Origin of the sequence: Kaistia defluvii (assembly GCF_026343955.1) — a bacterium.
Taxonomy (GTDB): domain Bacteria; phylum Pseudomonadota; class Alphaproteobacteria; order Rhizobiales; family Kaistiaceae; genus Kaistia; species Kaistia defluvii.
This window is the reverse complement of sequence record NZ_JAPKNI010000006.1, coordinates 45,485-65,299: the sequence shown is the minus strand read 5'-3', so window position 1 is coordinate 65,299 and position 19,815 is coordinate 45,485. Positions and strand designations below refer to the sequence as shown.

20 protein-coding genes and 1 riboswitch are annotated in these 19,815 nt (G+C 66.2%); of the genes, 8 read left to right on the top strand and 12 right to left on the bottom strand.

Annotated features, from left to right (window positions below; translation table 11 throughout):
- Positions 1–4: 4 nt before the first annotated feature.
- The 5 genes from gcvPB to OSH10_RS16250 form a co-directional block, all read right to left on the bottom strand.
- Positions 5–1,585: an aminomethyl-transferring glycine dehydrogenase subunit GcvPB gene (gcvPB, locus tag OSH10_RS16270; RefSeq protein ID WP_266332948.1), complete on the bottom strand. Its 1,581-nt coding sequence runs from the start codon at positions 1,583–1,585 to the stop codon at positions 5–7.
- Entirely contained in the window at positions 1,582–2,925 is a 1,344-nt protein-coding gene (gcvPA, locus tag OSH10_RS16265; protein ID WP_266332947.1) for an aminomethyl-transferring glycine dehydrogenase subunit GcvPA, read from the bottom strand. The genes gcvPB and gcvPA overlap by 4 nt, the downstream gene beginning before the upstream one ends.
- Before the next feature lie 80 nt (positions 2,926–3,005).
- Positions 3,006–3,377, bottom strand: coding sequence for a glycine cleavage system protein GcvH (gcvH, locus tag OSH10_RS16260; protein ID WP_266332946.1), 372 nt, complete (start codon positions 3,375–3,377; stop codon positions 3,006–3,008).
- Between the two features lie 25 nt (positions 3,378–3,402).
- On the bottom strand, positions 3,403–4,551 hold the full coding sequence (gene gcvT / locus OSH10_RS16255) for a glycine cleavage system aminomethyltransferase GcvT (protein WP_266332945.1): 1,149 nt from the start codon (positions 4,549–4,551) through the stop codon (positions 3,403–3,405).
- 177 nt (positions 4,552–4,728) lie between these two features.
- Positions 4,729–4,825, bottom strand: a riboswitch (glycine riboswitch).
- Positions 4,826–4,992: 167 nt separating this feature from the next.
- Positions 4,993–5,598, bottom strand: a complete 606-nt coding sequence (locus OSH10_RS16250) for a hypothetical protein (protein ID WP_266332944.1) — start codon at positions 5,596–5,598, stop codon at positions 4,993–4,995.
- Positions 5,599–5,811: 213 nt separating this feature from the next.
- On the opposite strand from OSH10_RS16250, the gene thrC reads away from it, so the two are divergent.
- The 4 genes from thrC (at position 5,812) to OSH10_RS16230 (ending at position 12,272) form a co-directional block, all read left to right on the top strand.
- The gene (gene thrC, locus OSH10_RS16245) at positions 5,812–7,218 is read left to right on the top strand and encodes a threonine synthase (protein WP_266332943.1); all 1,407 of its coding nucleotides are present in this window, start codon (positions 5,812–5,814) and stop codon (positions 7,216–7,218) included.
- 41 nt (positions 7,219–7,259) lie between these two features.
- Positions 7,260–8,534 carry a M16 family metallopeptidase gene (locus OSH10_RS16240; RefSeq protein ID WP_266332942.1) on the top strand — a complete coding sequence of 425 codons (1,275 nt, stop codon included), beginning with the start codon at positions 7,260–7,262 and terminating at the stop codon, positions 8,532–8,534.
- A gap of 127 nt (positions 8,535–8,661) precedes the next feature.
- The gene (locus OSH10_RS16235; protein ID WP_266332941.1) at positions 8,662–9,249 is read left to right on the top strand and encodes a GNAT family N-acetyltransferase; all 588 of its coding nucleotides are present in this window, start codon (positions 8,662–8,664) and stop codon (positions 9,247–9,249) included.
- 134 nt (positions 9,250–9,383) lie between these two features.
- Positions 9,384–12,272 carry an EAL domain-containing protein gene (locus OSH10_RS16230; RefSeq protein ID WP_396307401.1) on the top strand — a complete coding sequence of 963 codons (2,889 nt, stop codon included), beginning with the start codon at positions 9,384–9,386 and terminating at the stop codon, positions 12,270–12,272.
- Positions 12,273–12,303: 31 nt separating this feature from the next.
- Here OSH10_RS16230 and OSH10_RS16225 read toward each other — a convergent pair whose 3' ends face one another.
- Positions 12,304–13,212 carry a hypothetical protein gene (locus OSH10_RS16225; protein ID WP_266332940.1) on the bottom strand — a complete coding sequence of 303 codons (909 nt, stop codon included), beginning with the start codon at positions 13,210–13,212 and terminating at the stop codon, positions 12,304–12,306.
- A 63-nt stretch (positions 13,213–13,275) separates the two neighbouring features.
- Here OSH10_RS16225 and ispH point away from each other — a divergent pair, with 63 nt between their 5' ends.
- Genes ispH through rnhA form a run of 3 tightly spaced genes read left to right on the top strand, consistent with a single transcriptional unit; the run spans position 13,276 to position 15,687 of the window.
- Positions 13,276–14,244, top strand: coding sequence for a 4-hydroxy-3-methylbut-2-enyl diphosphate reductase (ispH, locus tag OSH10_RS16220; protein ID WP_266332939.1), 969 nt, complete (start codon positions 13,276–13,278; stop codon positions 14,242–14,244).
- 10 nt (positions 14,245–14,254) lie between these two features.
- On the top strand, positions 14,255–15,220 hold the full coding sequence (locus OSH10_RS16215; RefSeq protein WP_266332938.1) for a homoserine kinase: 966 nt from the start codon (positions 14,255–14,257) through the stop codon (positions 15,218–15,220).
- Positions 15,217–15,687 (top strand): ribonuclease HI, encoded by a 471-nt coding sequence (gene rnhA / locus OSH10_RS16210; protein ID WP_266332937.1) that lies wholly within the window; start codon positions 15,217–15,219, stop codon positions 15,685–15,687. Before OSH10_RS16215 ends, rnhA begins: the two co-directional genes overlap by 4 nt.
- Here rnhA and OSH10_RS16205 read toward each other — a convergent pair.
- The 4 genes from OSH10_RS16205 to OSH10_RS16190 all read right to left on the bottom strand — a co-directional run bounded on the left by OSH10_RS16205 (position 15,674) and on the right by OSH10_RS16190 (position 17,803).
- A complete protein-coding gene (locus OSH10_RS16205) occupies positions 15,674–16,081 on the bottom strand; it encodes a type II toxin-antitoxin system VapC family toxin (protein WP_266332936.1) in 408 nt (135 codons plus the stop codon). The genes rnhA and OSH10_RS16205 overlap by 14 nt on opposite strands.
- Positions 16,078–16,350, bottom strand: a complete 273-nt coding sequence (locus OSH10_RS16200; RefSeq protein ID WP_266332935.1) for a type II toxin-antitoxin system Phd/YefM family antitoxin — start codon at positions 16,348–16,350, stop codon at positions 16,078–16,080. Before OSH10_RS16200 ends, OSH10_RS16205 begins: the two co-directional genes overlap by 4 nt.
- Positions 16,351–16,393: 43 nt before the next feature.
- Positions 16,394–16,876 carry a peroxiredoxin gene (locus tag OSH10_RS16195; RefSeq protein ID WP_266332934.1) on the bottom strand — a complete coding sequence of 161 codons (483 nt, stop codon included), beginning with the start codon at positions 16,874–16,876 and terminating at the stop codon, positions 16,394–16,396.
- A gap of 90 nt (positions 16,877–16,966) precedes the next feature.
- Entirely contained in the window at positions 16,967–17,803 is an 837-nt protein-coding gene (locus OSH10_RS16190; RefSeq protein WP_266332933.1) for a protein-disulfide reductase DsbD domain-containing protein, read from the bottom strand.
- Between the two features lie 131 nt (positions 17,804–17,934).
- On the opposite strand from OSH10_RS16190, the gene OSH10_RS16185 reads away from it, so the two are divergent.
- Positions 17,935–18,546 (top strand): YqgE/AlgH family protein, encoded by a 612-nt coding sequence (locus tag OSH10_RS16185; protein WP_266332932.1) that lies wholly within the window; start codon positions 17,935–17,937, stop codon positions 18,544–18,546.
- Between the two features lie 5 nt (positions 18,547–18,551).
- Here OSH10_RS16185 and OSH10_RS16180 read toward each other — a convergent pair whose 3' ends face one another.
- The gene (locus tag OSH10_RS16180; protein ID WP_266332931.1) at positions 18,552–19,313 is read right to left on the bottom strand and encodes an SURF1 family protein; all 762 of its coding nucleotides are present in this window, start codon (positions 19,311–19,313) and stop codon (positions 18,552–18,554) included.
- Between the two features lie 31 nt (positions 19,314–19,344).
- Entirely contained in the window at positions 19,345–19,746 is a 402-nt protein-coding gene (locus OSH10_RS16175) for a DUF983 domain-containing protein (protein WP_266332930.1), read from the bottom strand.
- Between the last annotated feature and the right edge of the window lie 69 nt (positions 19,747–19,815).

Here is a 19,815-nt window from a genome sequence, read left to right as displayed (position 1 = left end):
CGACCTACTCCGCCGCGGCCACTTCGGTCCACGGCTCCGGCTTTTCCCATTTGAGCTTCGGCGAGCGCGCGGCGCGCGTCTCGTCCAGGCGGCGGCGCGGCGCATGGCGGGGCGCCTGCTGGAAGCGCTCCCGTTCACCTGCCTTCGCCTTCATCACCAGATCCCGCAAGGTCGCGATGAACAGGTCCAGCGAAGCCTTCGATTCCGACTCCGTCGGCTCGATCAGCATCGCGCCATGGACGACGAGGGGGAAATACATCGTCATCGGGTGATAGCCTTCGTCGATCATCGCCTTGGCGAAATCAAGCGTCGAGACGCCGGTGCCTTCCAGGAAGGTGTCGTCGAACAGCACCTCATGCATGCAGGTGCGGTCCCCCGAAGGCTGGCTCATCAGGTCGCGAAGACCGGCGCGGACATAGTTGGCGTTCAGCACGGCATCCTCCGACGCCTGCTGCACCCCGTCCGAGCCATGCGACAGCATGTAGGAAAGCGCGCGGACGAACATGCCCATCTGGCCATGGAACGCCGTCATGCGGCCGAAGGGTGTCTCCCCCGGCAGCAGTGCTTCCTCGCTCTCGACCAGAACCGGACCATCAGCGCCCGCGCGGACGAAGGGCAGCGGTGCGAAGGCCGCAAGCCGCTCGGACAGCACCACCGGCCCTGCCCCGGGCCCGCCGCCGCCATGCGGCGTGGAGAAGGTCTTGTGCAGGTTGATGTGCATGGCGTCGACGCCGAGATCGCCGACCTTGGCCTTGCCGACGATGGCGTTGAAATTGGCGCCGTCGCAATAGAAATACGCGCCCGCCGCATGGATCGCGGCGGCGATCTCTACGACGTCGCGCTCGAACAGGCCGCAGGTGTTCGGATTGGTCAGCATGATCGCGGCGACGTCGGGCGAAAGCAGCGCCTTGACCGCTTCCGGGGCGACGGTGCCGTCCGGCCGGGCCGGAACCGTGACGACCTTGAAGCCGATCAGGGCGGCGGTGGCCGGATTGGTGCCATGCGCCGATTCCGGCACCAGCACGATGTTGCGCGTCTCGCCCTTGGCGGCGATGGCGGCCTTGATCGCCATCATGCCGCAAAGCTCGCCATGCGCGCCGGCCTTGGGCGACAGGGCGACCGAGGTCATGCCGGTCATCTCGAGCAGCCAGCGGCCGAGCTCGGCCATCAGTTCGACCGCGCCGCCGACTGTCGAGAGCGGCTGCAGCGGATGCACGTCGCCGATGCCGGGCAGCCGCGCCATCTTCTCGTTGAGGCGCGGATTGTGCTTCATCGTGCAGGAGCCGAGCGGATAGAGGCCGCTGTCGATCGAATAGTTCTTCTGGCTGAGGCGCACATAGTGGCGCATCGTTTCCGGCTCGGAGAGGCCGGGAAGATCGATCGGCTGCTGGCGGGCGAGCCTGCCGAGGCGCGGCGTGAAATCGGCGGGTTCGTCGAGATCGACACCGGTGACGTCATGCCGTCCGACCTCGAACAGCAGTGCCTCCTCGATCTGGAGCGCGCGGTTGCCGGTGAAGGTATCAGGCAGGTCGGAGGTCGCGGCGGTGGCGGCGACGGTGGGTCGACCCTGGCTGTTCATGCTCATGCGAGCACCTCCGAAAGCGCGGCCACGAAGGCGGCGCGGTCATCATCCGTGTTCACTTCGGTCGAGGCGACGATCAGCAGATCGGCGAGCTCGGCCTTGCCAGGCTCGAGCCTGGAGACCGGCACGCCGGCGAGCACGCCCTTGGCCACCAGCTTCTCTACGATATCGGCGGCGTTGCCCGGCAGGCGGATGGTGAACTCATTGAAGAACGAGTCATTCAAGAGAGTTACGCCCGGAACCTTTGAAAGCGATTCAGCGAGCTTCACCGCATTGGCGTGATTGACCCGCGCCAGCCGCGCCAAGCCGGTTTGCCCGAGCAGCGTCATATGAATCGTGAACGCCAGGGCGCAAAGCCCTGAATTCGTACAGATATTGGAGGTCGCCTTGTCACGGCGAATGTGCTGCTCGCGGGTGGAGAGCGTCAGCACGAAGCCGCGCCGCCCTTCCGCGTCAACCGTCTCGCCGCAGAGCCGCCCCGGCATCTGACGGACGAATTTCAGCCGCGTCGCGAACAGGCCGACATAGGGTCCGCCGAAGGAGAGCGCGTTGCCGATCGACTGGCCCTCGCCAACGACGATGTCGGCGCCCTGCGCGCCGGGCGGCTCGATCAGGCCGAGCGAAACGACCTCGGTGAACACGGCGATCAGCAGCGCGCCGACCTCATGCGCCTTCGCCGCGATCGGTGCGAGATCGATCAGATGGCCATAGACGGAGGGCGACTGGACGACGACGCAGGAGGTGTCGGCATCGATCGAGGCAAGGATGTCCTCGGTCGCGTTCGGATCGGCCGGCAGCGACAGGACGGTGTCCCCCGCCATGGGCGACAGCGATTCGACGACGGCGCGGTAGTGCGGGTGGAGGCCGCCGGAGAGCACGGCCTTCTTCCGCTTGGTCAGGCGATGGGCCATCAGCACCGCCTCGACGGTGGCGGTCGAGCCGTCATACATCGAGGCGTTCGCCACCTCCATGCCGGTCAGATGCGCGATCTGGGTCTGGAATTCGAACAGGACCTGCAGCGTGCCCTGGGTGATCTCCGGCTGATACGGCGTGTAGGAGGTCAGGAACTCCGAACGCTGGATCAGGTGGTCGACGGTCGCGGGCACATGGTGCTTGTAGGCGCCGGCGCCGACGAAGAACGGCACCGAGGACGCCGCGACGTTGCGGGCAGAAAGGCGGCCGAGCGTGCGCTCGACGGACATTTCTCCGGCAGCCTTGGGCAGGTCCAACCCGTGGACGCGAAGATCCTTTGGAATATCGGCGAACAGATCGTCGATCGAGCCGACGCCGATCGCCGCCAGCATCGCCTGCCGGTCGGCATCGGAATGGGGAAGATAGCGCATTGCCTGGTCTTTCCTTCACCTCTCCGCTCCGGAGAGGTCGACGGCGCGCCGTCGGGGAGGGTTTCGGGGCGGTCGTTCCGCTACAGGGTCTCGACGAATGCCCGGTAGGCGGCCTCGTCCATCAGGCCGTCCAGTTCGCCGGGCTCGGTCAGCGTCAGCTTCAGGAACCAGCCGTTGCCCTCGGCGGCGTCGTTGATCATGGCGGGCGACTTCTCCAGGGCGTCGTTGACGGCAACCACGACCCCGGAGACAGGGGCGTAGACGTCGCTCGCCGCCTTGACGGATTCGACCACGGCCGCGTCATCGCCCTTGGCGAAGGTCTTGCCGACTGCCGGCAGCTCGACATAGACGACGTCGCCCAGTTGCGACTGCGCGTAGTCGGTGATGCCGACATAGGCCGCGTCGCCATCGATGCGGACCCACTCGTGATCCCTGGTGAAATAGCTGGTCATGGTGATCTTCCCTGGAAGGTGCCGTTCAGGCTTGCTTGCGGAAATAGCGGTGGGGGACGAAAGGCATGGCGACGACGGACGCAGCAAGATCCTTGCCGCGCACCACCAAGGTCACCGGCGTGCCGGGCGCGGCATGCTCGGCCGCGACATAGCCCATGGCGACGGGGCCGCCGGCCGTCGGGCCAAAACCGCCCGAGGTGACGATGCCGATGGTGGTGCCGGCGGCATCGCGGATCTCGGTGCCCTCGCGGGCGGGCGCCCTGCCCTCGGGCTTGATGCCGACGCGCAGCCGCGCCGGACCGGAGGCGAGTTCGCCCAGAATGCGTCCGGCGCCCGGAAAGCCGCCCTCGGCGCGACGGCGCCTGGCCAGCGCGAAGCCAAGATCGGCCTCGACCGGCGAGGTCGCTTCATCGATGTCGTGGCCATACAGGCAGAGGCCGGCTTCGAGCCGCAGTGAATCGCGCGCGCCGAGCCCGACCGGCTCGACCTCGGCTTCGGCCAGCAGCGCGCGGACCAGCGCCTCGGCGTCGGCCGCCTTGACGGAAATCTCGTAGCCGTCCTCGCCGGTATAGCCCGAGCGGCTCAGATGGCAGTCGATGCCGTCGACGGGGAAGCGCGCCGCCGTCATGAAGCCCATTCCGGCGGCTTCAGGGCAATGGCGCGCCATCACCTCGGCCGCCTTCGGCCCCTGCAACGCCACCAGCGCCAGGTCGTCGGCCGGCTCCAGCGTAACGCCTTCCGGCAGATTGGCGGCGATATGCGCGTAGTCGATCGCCTTGCGACCGGCATTGACGACGAGATAGAGCGTGCCGTCCTCGTTGGGATCGGCCGAGCGCGTGACCATCAGATCGTCGATGATGCCGCCTTCCGGCGTCGTCAGCAGCGTGTAGCGGATGCGGCCGGGCGCCAGCGCCTGGAATTCGCCCGGCGTCAGCGCCTCGAGCGCGCGCGCCGTCGACGCATGGTCCGGGCCGACCAGATAGGCCTGCCCCATATGCGAAACGTCGAACAGTCCGGCGCTTTCGCGCGTCCAATTATGTTCGGTGAGGATGCCCTTGGGATATTGCACCGGCATCGAATAGCCCGCGAACGGCACCATGCGGGCGCCGAGTTCGCGATGGAGGCCGGCAAGCGGCGTCTCGAGCAGAAGGTCCGTATCGGCCTGTTCAGCCATGCACCAGAATCCTCGACAGGGTCCAAATGGCACGGGCAGGCCCAATCTGGCCTGTTCCGCGCCCCCTCTGTCTGAGAACCTGAGAGATTTCCCACGCTTGGCCGTAAGGCAAGCGCGGCTACTCCTTCGGTGAGCTCTCGCCTGATTGGGGCAAGAAGCTGCTTTCCAGAGCGTCGCCGACCGTCCGGTCCGTTGGCCTGAGAGTTTCCGGGGCGGTTGCTCCTTCGGCGCCGACGGGGCTTTCGCCTCTTCGGTCTCTCCCGGCGGTCGTTCAGCCGGCGACCATGGCCGCCGACTCGACAGGATCGCGACACGGATCCTGTCTCGCTCGTTAGTGGCGGATAGCGGGCCTGCCTGTCAATCGACGGAATGCCCCGACCTGCCTCAATACTGGACAGATTCCAGAAGCCGGACCCGGAGCCCGGCTTCGGACGCCGCCTTTTAGCTGCGGCCCTTGCCGCCTGCCGCACGCTCGTCGAAGCCAACATAGACGTGGAAGTCGGTGTTGTTTTCCGACATCGGGACCGTGATCGATTCGTCGATGCGCGAGAAGTCGGACGCAAAGGTCGGCGCCGACAGGACGACCGGCAGCTTGACCAGGTCGGACTTCAGCACCTTGTCGCGCCCTTCCATGACCACGATGCGAATCGGCACGTTGATGGTCTGCGCCTTGCCGGCGGGCCCGGAGGCGACGCGGCCCTTGATCCCGAGCTTGATATTGACGCCGCCCTCGACCTTGCTGCATTCGCGCGCCGTGTCGACGATCGTCGCCTGATAGACGATCGGCGGGTTGGCGCCCGTCAGCGGATCCGGCTTGCCGGCCGCGAAAACCTTGTATTCCTCGGTCCCCGGCTTGATCGCCACGGGGGGGCAGTCGACGTCGGAACCGAAGTTCGCTGCCGAAACGATCGTCGCATTCTGCAGGTTCTTGTTCGGCGCGCCGAAGAGCGCGTTGTTGACGACGTTGCCGCCGCCGGACGAACCATCGGCGACACTCGAGCAAGCGGTAACCAGGCCAGCCAGGGCGGCGACCGACAGAAGAGCCATGAGGCGGCGCGGCCCAGCCGAGCCACCGAAAGAAGAACCATGCATCCCAATAATCCTCGACGCTGATGCGCGACGTCTATAACAGTCCGATTGATCTTTGGCGACTTAGTGGCCGACGGCCTGCCGCACCTTGCCCGCCGCATCACGCGAAGATAGGGTTGCAGCAAAGAGCGGCAGGCTACAAGTCCGGCCGCATGTGGAGGCGTTTCTTCCGTGAAATATGTAAGCACGCGCGGCCTTGCCCCCGCGCTCGGCTTCTCTGACGTTCTTCTGGCTGGGCTCGCACGCGATGGCGGCCTGTATGTCCCCGAGGCATGGCCGGCATTTTCTTCCGAGAGCTTCGCGCGCCTGGCAGGGCGGCCCTATCACGAGGTTGCCTATGCGGTGATCCATCCCTTCGTCGCCGGCGAAATCGCCGATGCCGATCTGGAGCGGATGTGCACCGAGGCCTATGCGACCTTCCGCCATCCGGCGGTGGCTCCGCTCGTGCAGAGCGGGCCGAACAGCTTCATCCTCGAACTGTTTCACGGCCCGACGCTGGCGTTCAAGGACGTGGCGATGCAGTTGCTCGCGCGGCTGATGGATCATGTCCTGGCCGAACGCGGACGGCGCGCCACGATCGTGGGAGCGACCTCCGGCGACACGGGCGGTGCAGCCATCGAGGCGTTCCGCGGGCGCAGCGCCACCGACATCTTCATCCTGTTCCCGCATGGCCGCGTCTCGCCGGTGCAGCAGCGCCAGATGACGACGGTGCCCGATGCCAACGTCCATGCCATCGCGCTGGAAGGCTCGTTCGACGACTGCCAGACGATCGTGAAGGGCCTGTTCAACGACCACGGCTTCCGCGACCGCGTCTCGCTTTCCGGCGTCAACTCGATCAACTGGGGCCGCATCGTCGCCCAGGTGGTCTATTACGTCACCGCCGCGCTTTCGCTCGGCGCCCCGGCCCGCGCGATCTCGTTCACGGTCCCGACCGGCAATTTCGGCGACGTCTTCGCCGGCTATGTCGCGAAGAAGATCGGCCTGCCGATCGACCGCCTGGTGATCGCGACCAACACCAACGACATCCTCGCCCGCACGCTGGAAAGCGGCCGCTACGAGATGACCGGCGTGGTGCCGACGCAGTCGCCGTCGATGGACATCCAGATCTCGTCGAATTTCGAGCGGCTTCTGTTCGAGGCGTCCGGCCGCGACGGCGACGGCGTGCGCCGCCTGATGGAAAGCCTCGGCCAGTCCGGCGCGTTCACCATGCCGGAGGCCGCACTGGCCGGCATTCGCGGCGAATTCGCCGCCGGCCGCGCCAGCGAAGCCCAGACCGAGGCGACCATGCGCGACACGCTGGCCTCGACCGGCTATCTCGCGGACCCGCACACGGCGGTGGCGCTCGCCGTGGCGGCGCGCCAGCCGGATACGGGTTCGCCGATGGTTACGCTCTCGACCGCCCATCCGGCCAAGTTCCCGGCGGCGGTCGAACAGGCGACCGGCATCCATCCCGCCCTGCCGCTCTGGCTCGGCGACCTCATGCAGAGGGAGGAGCGCTTCACCGTTCTTCCCAACGATATCGGTGCCGTCGCCCGCTTCGTCGAAGCCCGCGCCCGCGCTCTCCACGAGAAGGTGTGAAGCATGGCTCTGGAAGCATTCCTCATGCCGGTGATCCGCGCATGACCGTGCAGGTGACCAAACTCAAGTCGGGTCTGACCGTCGCGACCCACGACATGAATCACCTGGAAAGCGCGGCCCTAGGCGTCTGGGTCGGTGCCGGCTCCCGTCGCGAAGACACCTCGGAACACGGCATTTCGCACCTTCTCGAGCACATGGCCTTCAAGGGCACGGGCAAGCGGTCCGCGACCGACATCGCCGAGCAGATCGAGGCCGTCGGCGGCGAACTCAACGCCGCGACCAGCGTCGAGACCACATCCTACTACGCCCGGATACTGAAGCCGGACGCCGAACTGGCCGTCGACATCCTGAGCGACATCCTCTGCAACTCGGCCTTCGACACCGACGAGCTGAAGCGCGAGCAGCACGTCATCGTGCAGGAGATCGGCGCCTCGCTCGATACGCCCGAGGATCGCGTCTTCGACTTCTTCGTCGAGAGCGCCTATCCCAACCAGCCGATCGGCCGCACCATCCTCGGCACCGAGGAAACCGTGCGCCGGACGCGTTCGAGCGACCTCTCCTCCTATCTCGACCGCCACTATCACGGCCCCAACATGGTGCTGGCAGCGGCCGGCAATGTCGATCACGACGCCCTGGTCAAGCTCGCCGAGGACCGATTCGCCAGCCTGCCGTCGGCCGAGCTGTCGCAGAGCGAGCCGGCGCATTATCGCGGCGGCGAGATGCGCGAAACGCGCGACCTGATGGAAGCGCAGATCCTGCTCGGCTTCGAGGGCGTGCCCTACAAGTCCGAGGATTTCCACGCGGTCCAGATCCTCGCCTCGATGCTGGGCGGCGGCATGTCCTCGCGCCTGTTCCAGGAAGTCCGCGAAAAGCGCGGCCTCTGCTATTCGGTCTATGCCTTCCATTGGAGCTTTGCGGATACCGGCCTGTTCGGCATCCATGCGGCGACGGGCGGCGAAGACATCGAGGAGCTGATGCCGGTGATGCTCGGCGAACTCGAGCGCGCCAGCCTCGACGTTACCGAGGCGGAGCTCGGCCGCGCCCGCGCCCAGATGCGCGCCAGCCTGCTGATGAGCCTGGAGAGCCCGGCGGCGCGTGCCGGCCAGGTAGCCCGGCAATTGCTCCTGTTCGGCCGCCCCATTCCGGTCGAGGAGATCGTCGCCCGCATTGACGACGTCTCCGTCAGCCGCGTGCGCGACCTCGCGCAGCGCATCTTCACCGGCAGCGCTCCGACCGTCGCCGCGATCGGCCCCATCGACAAGCTGGTCGAGCATGGCAAGATCGCGGAGCGCCTGGGAGCGCCGCTCGCGGTCTGACGGATTGACGGACGGTTGTGGCGGATGGGCGCATCCCGCCCGCCGGGACCGGAAACGGACGGCCAGATCGATCCGGACGGATTGATCTGGAAGAGCAGCAACGCGGATCGGGGGTCCGGCGCGGCAAATGGAATTTTTGCGATCCGTCGTGCCATTCCATCCCATGCCGGTGATCTCCACCGGCACCGTTGTCCTGCGCGCGCCATCCATGTCCGATTTCGACGCCTGGTCCAGCCTGCGGGAACAGAGCCGCAGCTTCCTGGCGCCGTGGGAGCCGCTCTGGCCGGCCGACGACCTCACGCGCGGCGCGTTCCGCCGGCGGCTACGCCGCTATCACAGCGAGATGCGTGACAGCACCGGCTTCCCGTTCCTGGTCTTCACGACGGACGGGATGCAACTCGTCGGTGGGCTGACGCTTTCCCATGTCGTACGCGGCGTGACGCAGAGCTGCTCGCTCGGCTACTGGATGGGGGCCCCCTTTGCCGGCCGCGGCCTGATGACCGCGGCGGTCCGCGCCGTCATCCCCTTCGTTTTCGACACCTTGCGCCTGCACAGGCTCGAGGCCGCCTGCCTGCCGCACAACGCGGCGTCCACACGCCTTCTCGAAAAAGCCGGATTCACCCGCGAAGGCTACGCGCGTCGCTATCTCTGTATCGAGGGTCGGTGGCAGGACCACCTCCTCTACGCGATCGTCAGCGATGATCCACGTCCTTGAGACACCGTGTTCCGTCGGGTTCCAGCCGACTGGGCGAAAGGACCTGTTGCAAGCCTGTCACGCAGCCGAAAATTTCTTGTGCTGCTCCGGCCCGGATAGTACTGCTCGACTGCCTTCGGGCCTTGGAGGTTTGTTTGTTGCTTAACCGCTTCGTCGCCGCGGTCTTATTCGTCCTGTTTGCGGTCGTCGGCACAGCCACGCACGTGCAGGCGCTCGATGCCGTCAACGTGCCGCTGGATGGCACGACGCTCGACCTCACCAAGGCCGTCGAACGCGCTTCCCGCGACCCGTCCGATCGCGTGCAGGTATCGACCGCGCCGGGCCCGGACGGCATCGTCCGCCGCATCGAGGTGCGCTCCAACGAAGCCGGCGGCACCTCCTACTGGGTTTCCTTCGCGCTCACCAACAATGGCGACGAGCAGATCGACCGCCTCCTGGTCGCGCCGCATTTCCGCCTCGCCAATTCCGGCCTGCTGATCCCCGATCTCGGCGCCTCGCGCATCGCGACCGTGACGCCGAGCCAAGGTTTTGCGCCGGAACGGCAGGCGAGCCAGGAAGCCGATGTCTTCCGCGTCACGCTCGATCCCGGCGCCGTCGTCACCTTCGTGGCGGAACTGCGCACCCCGGTGCTGCCGCAGCTCTATCTCTGGGATCCCGACAACTACAAGGACGCCATCAACAGCTACACGCTGTATCATGGCATCGTGCTGGGCATTTCCGGCCTGCTGGCGCTGTTCCTGACCATCGTCTTCGTGGTCAAGGGCACGGCGATGTTCCCGGCCACGGCGGGCCTCGCCTGGTCGGTGCTGATCTATCTCGCCATCGATTTCGGCTTCTGGAACAAGGTCATCCAGATCGCGCCCGGCGACGACAAGATGTGGCGCGCCTTCGCCGAGGTACTGCTGTCGGCGACGCTGCTGATCTTCACCTACACCTATCTGAACCTGAACCGATGGCACGCCCGCTACAGCCACGCGACCATCGCCTGGCTGGTCGGCCTGCTGATCCTGCTCGGCGTCGCCGTTTTCGAGCCCGGCATCGCCGCCGGCGTCGCCCGCTTCTCGTTCGGCCTCACGGTCACGCTCGGCTTCGTCGTCATCATCTACCTGGCGCTGCATCACTACGACCGCGCGATCATGCTGATCCCGACCTGGGTGCTGCTGATGGTCTGGATCCTCGGCGCTTATCTCACGGTGAACGGCAATCTCACCAATGACGTGATCCAGCCGGCGCTGAATGGCGGCCTCGTGCTGATCGTGCTGCTGATCGGCTTCACGGTGATGCAGCATGCCTTTGCCGGCGGCTCGATCGCGCAGGGCGCCATCGGCGAGACGGAGCGCCGGGCGCTGGCGCTCACCGGCGCCGGCGACATCGTCTGGGACTGGGACGTCGCGCGCGACCGCATCTACACCGGCTCCGACGCCGAGGACCTGCTGGGCCTCAAGCACGGCGCGCTGGAAGGCCCTGCCCGCGACTGGCTCGACGTGCTGCATCCCTCCGACCGCGACCGCTTCAAGGCGACGCTGGACGCCGTCATCGAACAGCGTCGCGGCCGCATCGCCCAGGATTTCCGCCTGCGCGCCGAGGACGGACATTATCGCTGGTTCCACCTGCGCGCCCGGCCGGTTCTGGGCTCGGACGGCGAGGTCACGCGCTGCGTCGGCACGCTGGCCGACGTCACCGAGGAACGCACGGCCGAGGAACGGCTGCTGCATGACGCCGTCCACGACAACCTGACCGGCCTGCCCAATCGCGAGCTGTTCATGGACCGTCTGGCTTCGGCCGTGACGCGCACCCAGGCCGAAGGCGCCGCGCGCCCGTCGGTGTTCGTGCTCGACATCGACCGCTTCAAGCAGGTGAATGACGGCTTCGGCCTCTCGGTCGGCGACTCGATCCTGCTGACGATCGCCCGCCGCCTGACCCGCCTGCTGAAGCCGCAGGATACCCTCGCCCGCATCTCCGGCGACCAGTTCGCCTTCCTGCTGATTTCCGAGAGCGAGCCCGAGCGCATCGCCGGCTTCGCCGATTCGGTTCGCCGCACGCTGCGCGCGCCGATCTCCTTCGGCGACAAGGAAATCTTCCTGACCGCCTCGATCGGCATCGCCATGCATGACAGCAAGCAGAGCGAGGCGGCCGAGATCGTCAAGGATGCCGAGATCGGCATGTACTATGCCAAGCGCCTCGGTGGCGATCGCATCGAGGCGTTCCGCCCGGCCCTGCGCCAGCACGGCGCCGACACGTTGACGCTGGAGGCGGATCTCCGCCGCGCCATCGGCCGCGAGGAGATCAAGGTTCTCTACCAGCCGATCGTTCGGCTGGAGGATCGGACCATCGCCGGCTTCGAGGCGCTGGTGCGCTGGGACCATCCCCAGCACGGCCGCATCCCGCCGGCCGAGTTCATCCCTCTCGCCGAGCGCAACGGGCTGATCATCCCGCTCGGCCTGTTCGTTCTCGAACGCGCCGCCAAGCAGCTTTCCGACTGGCAGGAACAGCTCGGCCGCGACGTGCCGCTCTTCGTCTCGGTCAACATTTCCAGCCGCCAGCTGCTGCGCCACGACCTGATCAACGACGTGAAGTCGGTGCTGTCGCGCTCGGCCGTCACGCGCGGTTCGCTCAAGCTTGAGCTGACCGAGAGCCTGGTGATGGAGAACCCGGAATATGCGGCGCAGGTGCTGACCCGCATCCGCGAACTCGGCGCCGGCCTGTCGCTGGACGATTTCGGCACCGGCTATTCGTCGCTGTCCTATCTGCAGCGCTTCCCCTTCGAGACGCTGAAGATCGACCAGAGCTTCGTCCGCGGCCCCTCCGCCAAGCAGAAGCGCGTGATTCTGCGCGCCATCATCGGCCTGGCGCATGAGCTGGAGATGGACGTGGTGGCCGAAGGCGCGGAGACGGAGGACGACGCGCTCGACCTCTACGATCTCGGCTGCGAATTCGCCCAGGGCTTCCTGTTCGGCCAGCCGATGACCGCGCCGGAAGCGGGCAAGCTGATCTTCCGCGAGGAAGAGGCGATGATCGCCTGAGGCCGGCGTTCCCGCCGGCCCCGGGACTCGATCAGGCCACCTGGCGCTCCGTCCTGCCGGAGACATGCTCCAGAACCCGCTCGCGCAACTGCATCAGTTCGTCGTCGCCCGTGACGCGGGCCAGGAGCTTCTGCTCGCCGGCGTCGAGCTGGCTGTGCCGCGACAGGCGCCGGGCAATGGCATCCTCGCCGAGCGGCGACAGGCCCTCGAACGAGCTGCCGCCGCCTTCGACGGCCACGCGGTTCAAGGCCTGTTCGTCCGGCACCAGCCGAAGCCGCGCGGCAATGGCCGCACGATAGGCGGCATCGACGACCCAGCGGTCGTAATAGACCCCGACATGGCCCGGCAGGCGATGGGTGTGGCCGAGAAATTCCCGTGCGTGCGATTTCCAGAGCTCGATCGAATTGTGGAAATACTCGTCAGACCGTTCCTTGCCATAGACGACATGCATGCCGTTGCTCATGCGGATCCGGCTGGCGAACATGTTGAGCGGGTCGCGGAGAAGAAGGATGTGCTGGCAGCGGCGCGGCCAGGGTGTGAAAATCGGCCTGTCGATCGGCCAGTCTTCCAGACTCACGCAAAGGCCGCGGGTCAGAAGCTTCCAGCCGGTTTTGCGCAGCATGCGGCGGACATAGCGACGGGCGCAAACCCGCAGAAACCAGTGCCTGAAGGCTTTTGTAGGAAACGGATCGCCGAGCAGGGCGGGCACCTGCTCGCGCTGCAGGATATCGTTCATGAAGAAAGCGGACTCGGTCAGACCCGTCCAGTTGAGAACGACGTGGTTGCCGCTCCGTCTCATGCCGTGAAAAGCCCATATCTGCATGGAAGCTGCCCCATCGTGCGGCCCCCACCCAGAACCAAAATGGGCAAGAATGATCGATAAGGCTACCAACCCATACACGTTTCCGTGAAGCGCTACACGCTGGCGGTTTGCCGTCACGGCGCTTGACAGCGCACCGCCCCATCCCTCTATTCCCGTCTCATGTCGCGGAACGAAAAACCCATGGCCGTCGCCCCCAAGCCCCCGCTCGAAATCCTGCTTTGCGCGCCGCGCGGCTTCTGCGCCGGCGTCGATCGCGCCATCCAGATCGTCGAGCTGGCGCTGCAGCGTTTCGGTGCGCCGGTCTATGTCCGGCACGAGATCGTGCATAACCGCTATGTCGTGGACAGCCTGCGCGACAAGGGCGCCATCTTCGTCGAGGAACTGGACGAGATCCCCGATGACGGCCAGCCCGTCGTCTTCTCCGCCCATGGCGTGCCGAAATCCGTGCCGGCCGACGCCACGGCGCGACAGATGTTCTTCCTCGACGCCACCTGCCCCCTGGTTTCCAAGGTGCACAAGGAAGCGCAGATCCATTTCAAGCGCGACCGCGAGATCGTCCTGATCGGGCACGCCGGTCATCCGGAGGTGATCGGCACGATGGGCCAGTTGCCGGAAGGCACCGTGACGCTGATCGAGACGGTCGCCGACGCCGAGGCCTTCCAGCCGAAGAACCCGGAATCGCTCGCCTTCATCACCCAGACGACGCTGTCGGTCGATGATACCTCGGCGATCGTGCGGGTGCTGACCGAGCGCTTTCCGTCGATCACCGCGCCGCACAAGGAAGACATCTGCTACGCCACGACCAACCGCCAGGAAGCGGTCAAGCGGATCGCCGGCGATGTCGACGCGATGATCGTTGTCGGCGCACCCAATTCGTCAAACTCGCAGCGTCTGCGCGAGGTTGCCGAGCGCGAAGGCTGCGCCGTCTCCGTGCTGATCCAGCGCGCCGCCGACATCGACTGGTCGCAGCTCGACGGCATCCGCCGCGTCGGCGTCACCGCCGGCGCCTCGGCACCGGAAATCCTGGTCGAGGAAGTGATCGACGCCTTTGCCGCGCGCTACAGCGTCAAGGTCGAACTCGTCCAGAACGCGATCGAGACGATCGCCTTCAACCTGCCCCGCGAACTTCGCCTTCCAGCCGCAGAATGAGCTTTGCCTGATGGCCGTCTATACCGAGATCGCTGACGATGAGCTCGCCTGCTTCATCGCGAGTTACGACATTGGCGCCGTGCTCTCCCTGAAGGGCATTGCCGAGGGCGTCGAGAATTCCAACTATCTTCTGGTCACGGAAACGGGCCCCCATATCCTGACCCTCTATGAGAAGCGGGTCGATCCGAACGACCTCCCCTTCTTCATCGGGCTGATGGAGCATCTTGCGAAGCGCGGCATCATCTGCCCGCAGCCGGTGCGCAATCGCGAAGGTCACGCGCTCGGTATGCTCGCCGGCCGACCGGCGGCGATCGTCACCTTCCTGCCCGGCATGTGGGTGCGCCGGCCGCGCGCCGACCATTGCCTGGCCATCGGGGGTGCGCTGGCGAACCTGCACCTCGCTGGCGAAGGTTTCGAGCTCACCCGCCATAACGCGCTCACGGTCGATGGCTGGCGACCGCTGTTCGACCGCGCCGCGGCGCGGGCCGACGAAGTGATGCCCGGCCTTCGCGACGACATCGCCGGCGAACTCGACCTGCTGGAAAAGACCTGGCCCACGGACCTGCCACGCGGCGTCATCCACGCCGATCTCTTCCCCGACAACGTCTTCTTCCTGCATGAGGAACTTTCCGGGCTGATCGACTTCTATTTCGCCTGCAACGACTTTCTTGCCTATGACGTCGCCGTCTGCCTGAACGCCTGGTGCTTCGAGGCCGACGGTTCGCTCAATGTCACCAAGGCGCGCGCGCTGCTCGCGGGCTACCAGAAGGTCCGCCCCTTCACACCCGAGGAACTGCAGGCGCTGCCGCTGCTGGCGCGCGGCTCGGCGCTGCGCTTCCTGCTGACCCGTCTCTATGACTGGCTCAATGTCCCGCCCGGCGCGCTGGTCGCGCCGAAAGATCCGCTTGAATACCTGCGAAAGCTGCGTTTCCACCGCACGGTGCAAAATGCCAGCGCATATGGATTGATCCTTTGACTGACGAAAACAAGATCTCGATCTGGACCGACGGCGCCTGCTCTGGCAATCCCGGCCCCGGCGGCTGGGGCGCCGTGCTGATTTCCGGCGAGCACGAGAAGGATCTGAAGGGCGGCGAGGCCGATACGACCAACAACCGCATGGAGCTGACGGCGGCGATCGAGGCCCTCGACGCGCTGAAGCGCCCTTCCGTCGTCGATATCCATACGGACTCGCAATATGTGAAGGGCGGCATCACCGGCTGGATCCATGGCTGGAAGCGCAATGGCTGGAAGACCGCCGACAAGAAGCCGGTGAAGAACATCGACCTCTGGCAACGCCTGGATGCCGCCCTGCAGCGTCACTCCGTGACCTGGCACTGGGTCAAGGGCCACGCCGGCAACGAAGCCAACGAGCGCGCCGACCAGCTCGCCCGCGACGGCATGGCGCCCTACAAGGTAAAGAAGAAGAGCTTCAGTCCGGGCTGATCGCCACGTCCCAGAGACGGCGGACGCCGAAGCGATCATAAAACGCCTCGTTCGATACCAGCACGATGTCCTCGATCAGCGCCTGGGCGATGAGGATCCGGTCGAACGGGTCGGCATGCGCTCCAGCGAAGGTCTCGGCGCGCGCCGCGTGCTGGGTGGTGATGGGCAGGCGTCCGAACCCCGCCGCGTCGATCTCGTCCTCGACATGCTCCGCCAGCCGCTGCATGGCCGGCAGAATACCGATCCGGCGCTTGCCCAGCAGTTCCAGGACCGAGGCTGCGCTGACTAACGGGTCATTGCCCGCCTCGGCTATGGCCGCGCGCGCCGGCAGGGTCAGGCGTGGGCTGCCCATCAGCCACCAGAACCAGGTCTGCGTATCGAGAAGCAGTTTCATCGCTCGTGATCCCGCTGCACCGATCCTGTCGGCGGATAGGGATCGAAGAAGCGGTCGTCGAAATCGATGAGGCCGCGAAGCCGGCCGGGAACGCGTGGCGGGCGAAGCGAAGCGCCATCCGCGGGAGGCGCCAGCGGAGCAATCCGGGCGACCTCGGTATTGCCGCGCATCAGGACGACATCCTCTCCCGCCAGCGCCTGGGCGACAAGCCTGGAGAGGTTGGTCTTCGCTGCGTGCATCTTGACCCGTAGCATGGCGCGGAAACCCATCAGCTAAGCCTAGCTAAAGGGTTTCCGCCACGGAAATCAAGCCTTAGAGCAGTTCGAGGATCGCCGCGGCGCCCGAGCCGGTGACGCCGCCGGCTTCCTCGACGTTCAGCGTCTTGACCACGCCGTCCTCGACGATCATGGCATATCGCTTGGAGCGCAGGCCAAGTCCGTTTGCCGAGAGGTCGAATTCCAGGCCGATCGCCTTGGTGAAATCACCGGAACCGTCGGCAAGGAACACGATCTTGTCGTCGGCGCCGGTCGCCTTGGCCCAGGCGCCCATGACGAAGTGGTCGTTGACGGCGACGACGGCGATGGTGTCGACGCCCTTGGCCTTGATGGCGGCCGCCTGGTCGATATAGCCCGGCAGGTGGTTCTTGTGGCAGGTCGGCGTGAAGGCGCCGGGAACGGCGAACAGCACGACCTTCTGGCCGGCGAAGATGTCCGCGTCCGTCTTTTCGACGGCGCCGTCCGCCGTCATGACCCGGAATTTCGCTGCCGGAATGCGATCGCCAACCGAGATTGTCATCTCGTGCTCCATGAATTGCTGTGTGGGTGGGTGATTGTCAGGAGGGAACACCGCGCGAAGCAGGGTTCCCGGAAAGCTAGCGCGGCGACGTTACGGCTTGGCGTCGCCCCCGTCGAGCGTGAAAGTCCGGCTCGTCGCGCCGCCCTCGCCCTTCAGCGTCAAGCGGATCTGCGAGCCGTCGATCTTGCCGGCGGCGGAGCGCCGGTCGACGACGAAACGGAAGGCAGGCTTACCAGCCTCGGCGGCGGCCGGCCTGGGCTGTCCTGCGAACCAGTCGCCAGGCGTCTCGACGAAGAGGACGGACTTGTCGGGCCGGCTTCCGGCATAGGTCGCCTCGAACTCCGGCTTCTGGTCCGGACCGCCGACGCGCTTCAGCGCGAGTATCTCGAATTCGCCAGGCTTGCCGGGTCCCGGCACCGCCGCACGCGCCGTGGCGACGAGCGTGCTGGCGACGGGATCACCGTCCTTCGGCGCGACATCGAGCGAGGTGCGGAGATTGACGGGAATGCAGATCTCTTCGCAGATCCCGATATCCATCTTCACGTCCAGCGTCACCGGCTTGGCGGCGTCGGCCACGTCGAAACGGACCGGCAGCACGACCCGGTCGTGATAGACATTCGAGGCGGCATAGCCGTCATCATAGCGCTCGGGCGCCGGGAAATCGACCGCAGCCGCCTTGGCGTTGCTGGAACCGGAGAAATCGAACTGCGGCGGCACCCCGGCGTCGCCGGGGGAACGCCAATAGGTCTTCCAACCCGGCGCGAGCTCAATCTCGATCGCGCCATCCAGAATTCCGCCGGCCGAAGGGGTGGCGGCGACCAGGCGCGCGCGCACCTTGTCGGTGGAAACCCACGGCCCCACGGCTGCCCAGACAGGCTGGGAAATGACGGCGAACAGGCCAAGGAGAATGAGTCGTCGGATGCACATTGTGACAGGCTAGCGGTGCTTTTGGGCAATCTCCAGACCGGCGCGAGGCGGCCCGATCATTTGTTCGTGTGCCTTCGGAGCGATCGCGGCGCAGTCTTTTCTTTTGGTCCGCCCGTGCTAGGCTTGTTCCCATGATCGAGAAACCGCACCGCGCGCCGGTCGAGCCCAGCTATCTCGACGGGCAGTTCCTGATCGCCATGCCGAGCATGGAAGATGGCCGCTTCGCCCGTTCCGTCGTCTATATCTGCGCCCATTCCGCCGATGGCGCGATGGGAATCGTGATCAACCAGGTCGCGCCGCAGATCGATTTCGTCGACTTGCTCATCCAGCTCGACATCATCCCCGACGGCCCTGAAATCCGCCTACCCGCCAAGGCGAACCGCATGATCGTGCAGCGCGGCGGTCCGGTCGAGACAGGGCGCGGCTTCGTGCTGCACAGCGCCGATTATTTCATCGAGAACTCGACGCTGCCGATCGCCGAGAATGTCTGCCTCACCGCGACGCTGGATATCCTGAAGGCAATCGTGGCCGGCTCGGGCCCGCGCAACGCCATGCTCGCGCTTGGCTATGCCGGCTGGGCTCGGGGCCAGTTGGAAGCAGAGATCCAGCAAAACGGCTGGCTGCACTGTGCGGCCCCCGCCGACCTGATCTTCGATCCGGAACTCTCGACCAAGTATGATCGCGCCATGGCGCTGCTGGGCGTCGATATCGCCATGCTGTCGGACGAGGCCGGACACGGCTGAGGCATTCAGTCCCGGCGTTTCAGGACGCCGCGCGCATAGGCGATGAAGACGCCGACAAGCGCCAGCGCCAGGCCGAACCACGTCACGACATACTGCAGATGGTTGTTGCTGAACGTGACCGTCGTCTCGCCACCCTGCGGGAGGCCGCCGGGATTGGGCGTCGCGTCGGCGTCGATCGTGTAGGGCGCGACCTTGTCCGCGGGGAGACCGGCGCGCGCCGCGAACTTGTCGGGCTGTCGGGCGAACCATTGCTGGCTCGTCTCCTTGGCGGAAGCCTGGAAGCGGCCCGGCGTCTCGGGCCGGCGCATCAGGCCGGTAACGGTGACGCGGCCGGGAAGCTGGCCCGCCGGACGCGTCGACGCCTGCTCCCTGTCGACGGGGACGAAGCCACGGTTCACGTAGACGATCCAGCCATCATCGGTCCGGAGCGGCGTGAAGACGAACCAACCGACGCCGCCGATCGGCCCGCGCGGCTCCATCAGCGAATTATAGAGATGCGCCTCGGCATCGTGCAGGAACTCGCCCGATACGGTGACCGGCGTATAGTCGGCCTCCGTGAGGTCGAGCGATTTCCAGCGGTCCGGGCCGGGCGCCGGCACCGGCGTCTCCTTCAACCGGCTGTCGACCTGCGCGATCAGCGCTTCCTTCCAGTGCAGGCGACGCACCTGCCACATGCCGAGCGAACACAGGAGGGCAAAGACCACGGCGGTGGCGATCGCGGGCACGATCAGCTTGCGCAGGGGGGAGCGGCGGGACGTTTCAGGCATCGGATCTGTCGGACATGGAAGGCGCGCCGGGTCAGCCCTGCTCGAGCCGCCCCTCCTCCGCCTTGTGGCGATACTGGATCGCGATCATCAGTCCCTTCAGCGGCCGCAGCAGCCCGAGCGCCAGGACGACAACCAGCGGGATCCAGAGCAGGGCATGGACCCAGAAAGGCGGCTGGAAGGTGAATTCGACATAGAGCGCCAGGAAGGCCACGATGAAGCCGACGATCAGCATGATGAAGACGGCGGGACCGTCGCCGGCATCGCTGAAGGAATAGTCGAGGCCGCAATTACTGCAGCGCGGCGCCACTTCGAGATAGCCGCTGAACAGGCGCCCTTCGCCACAGCGCGGGCAGCGGCCGCGCAGGCCGGTGCTGGAAGGGGTGAGAGGCGGATACAGCGCCTTGTCGCGGTGGGGAAGGCCGGGATCGGACAAGAGCGACTCCTGGATTGACGGGCGGCGCGATCGGGGTCGACGCGCCGCAAAGGAAACGGGCGGCCCGAG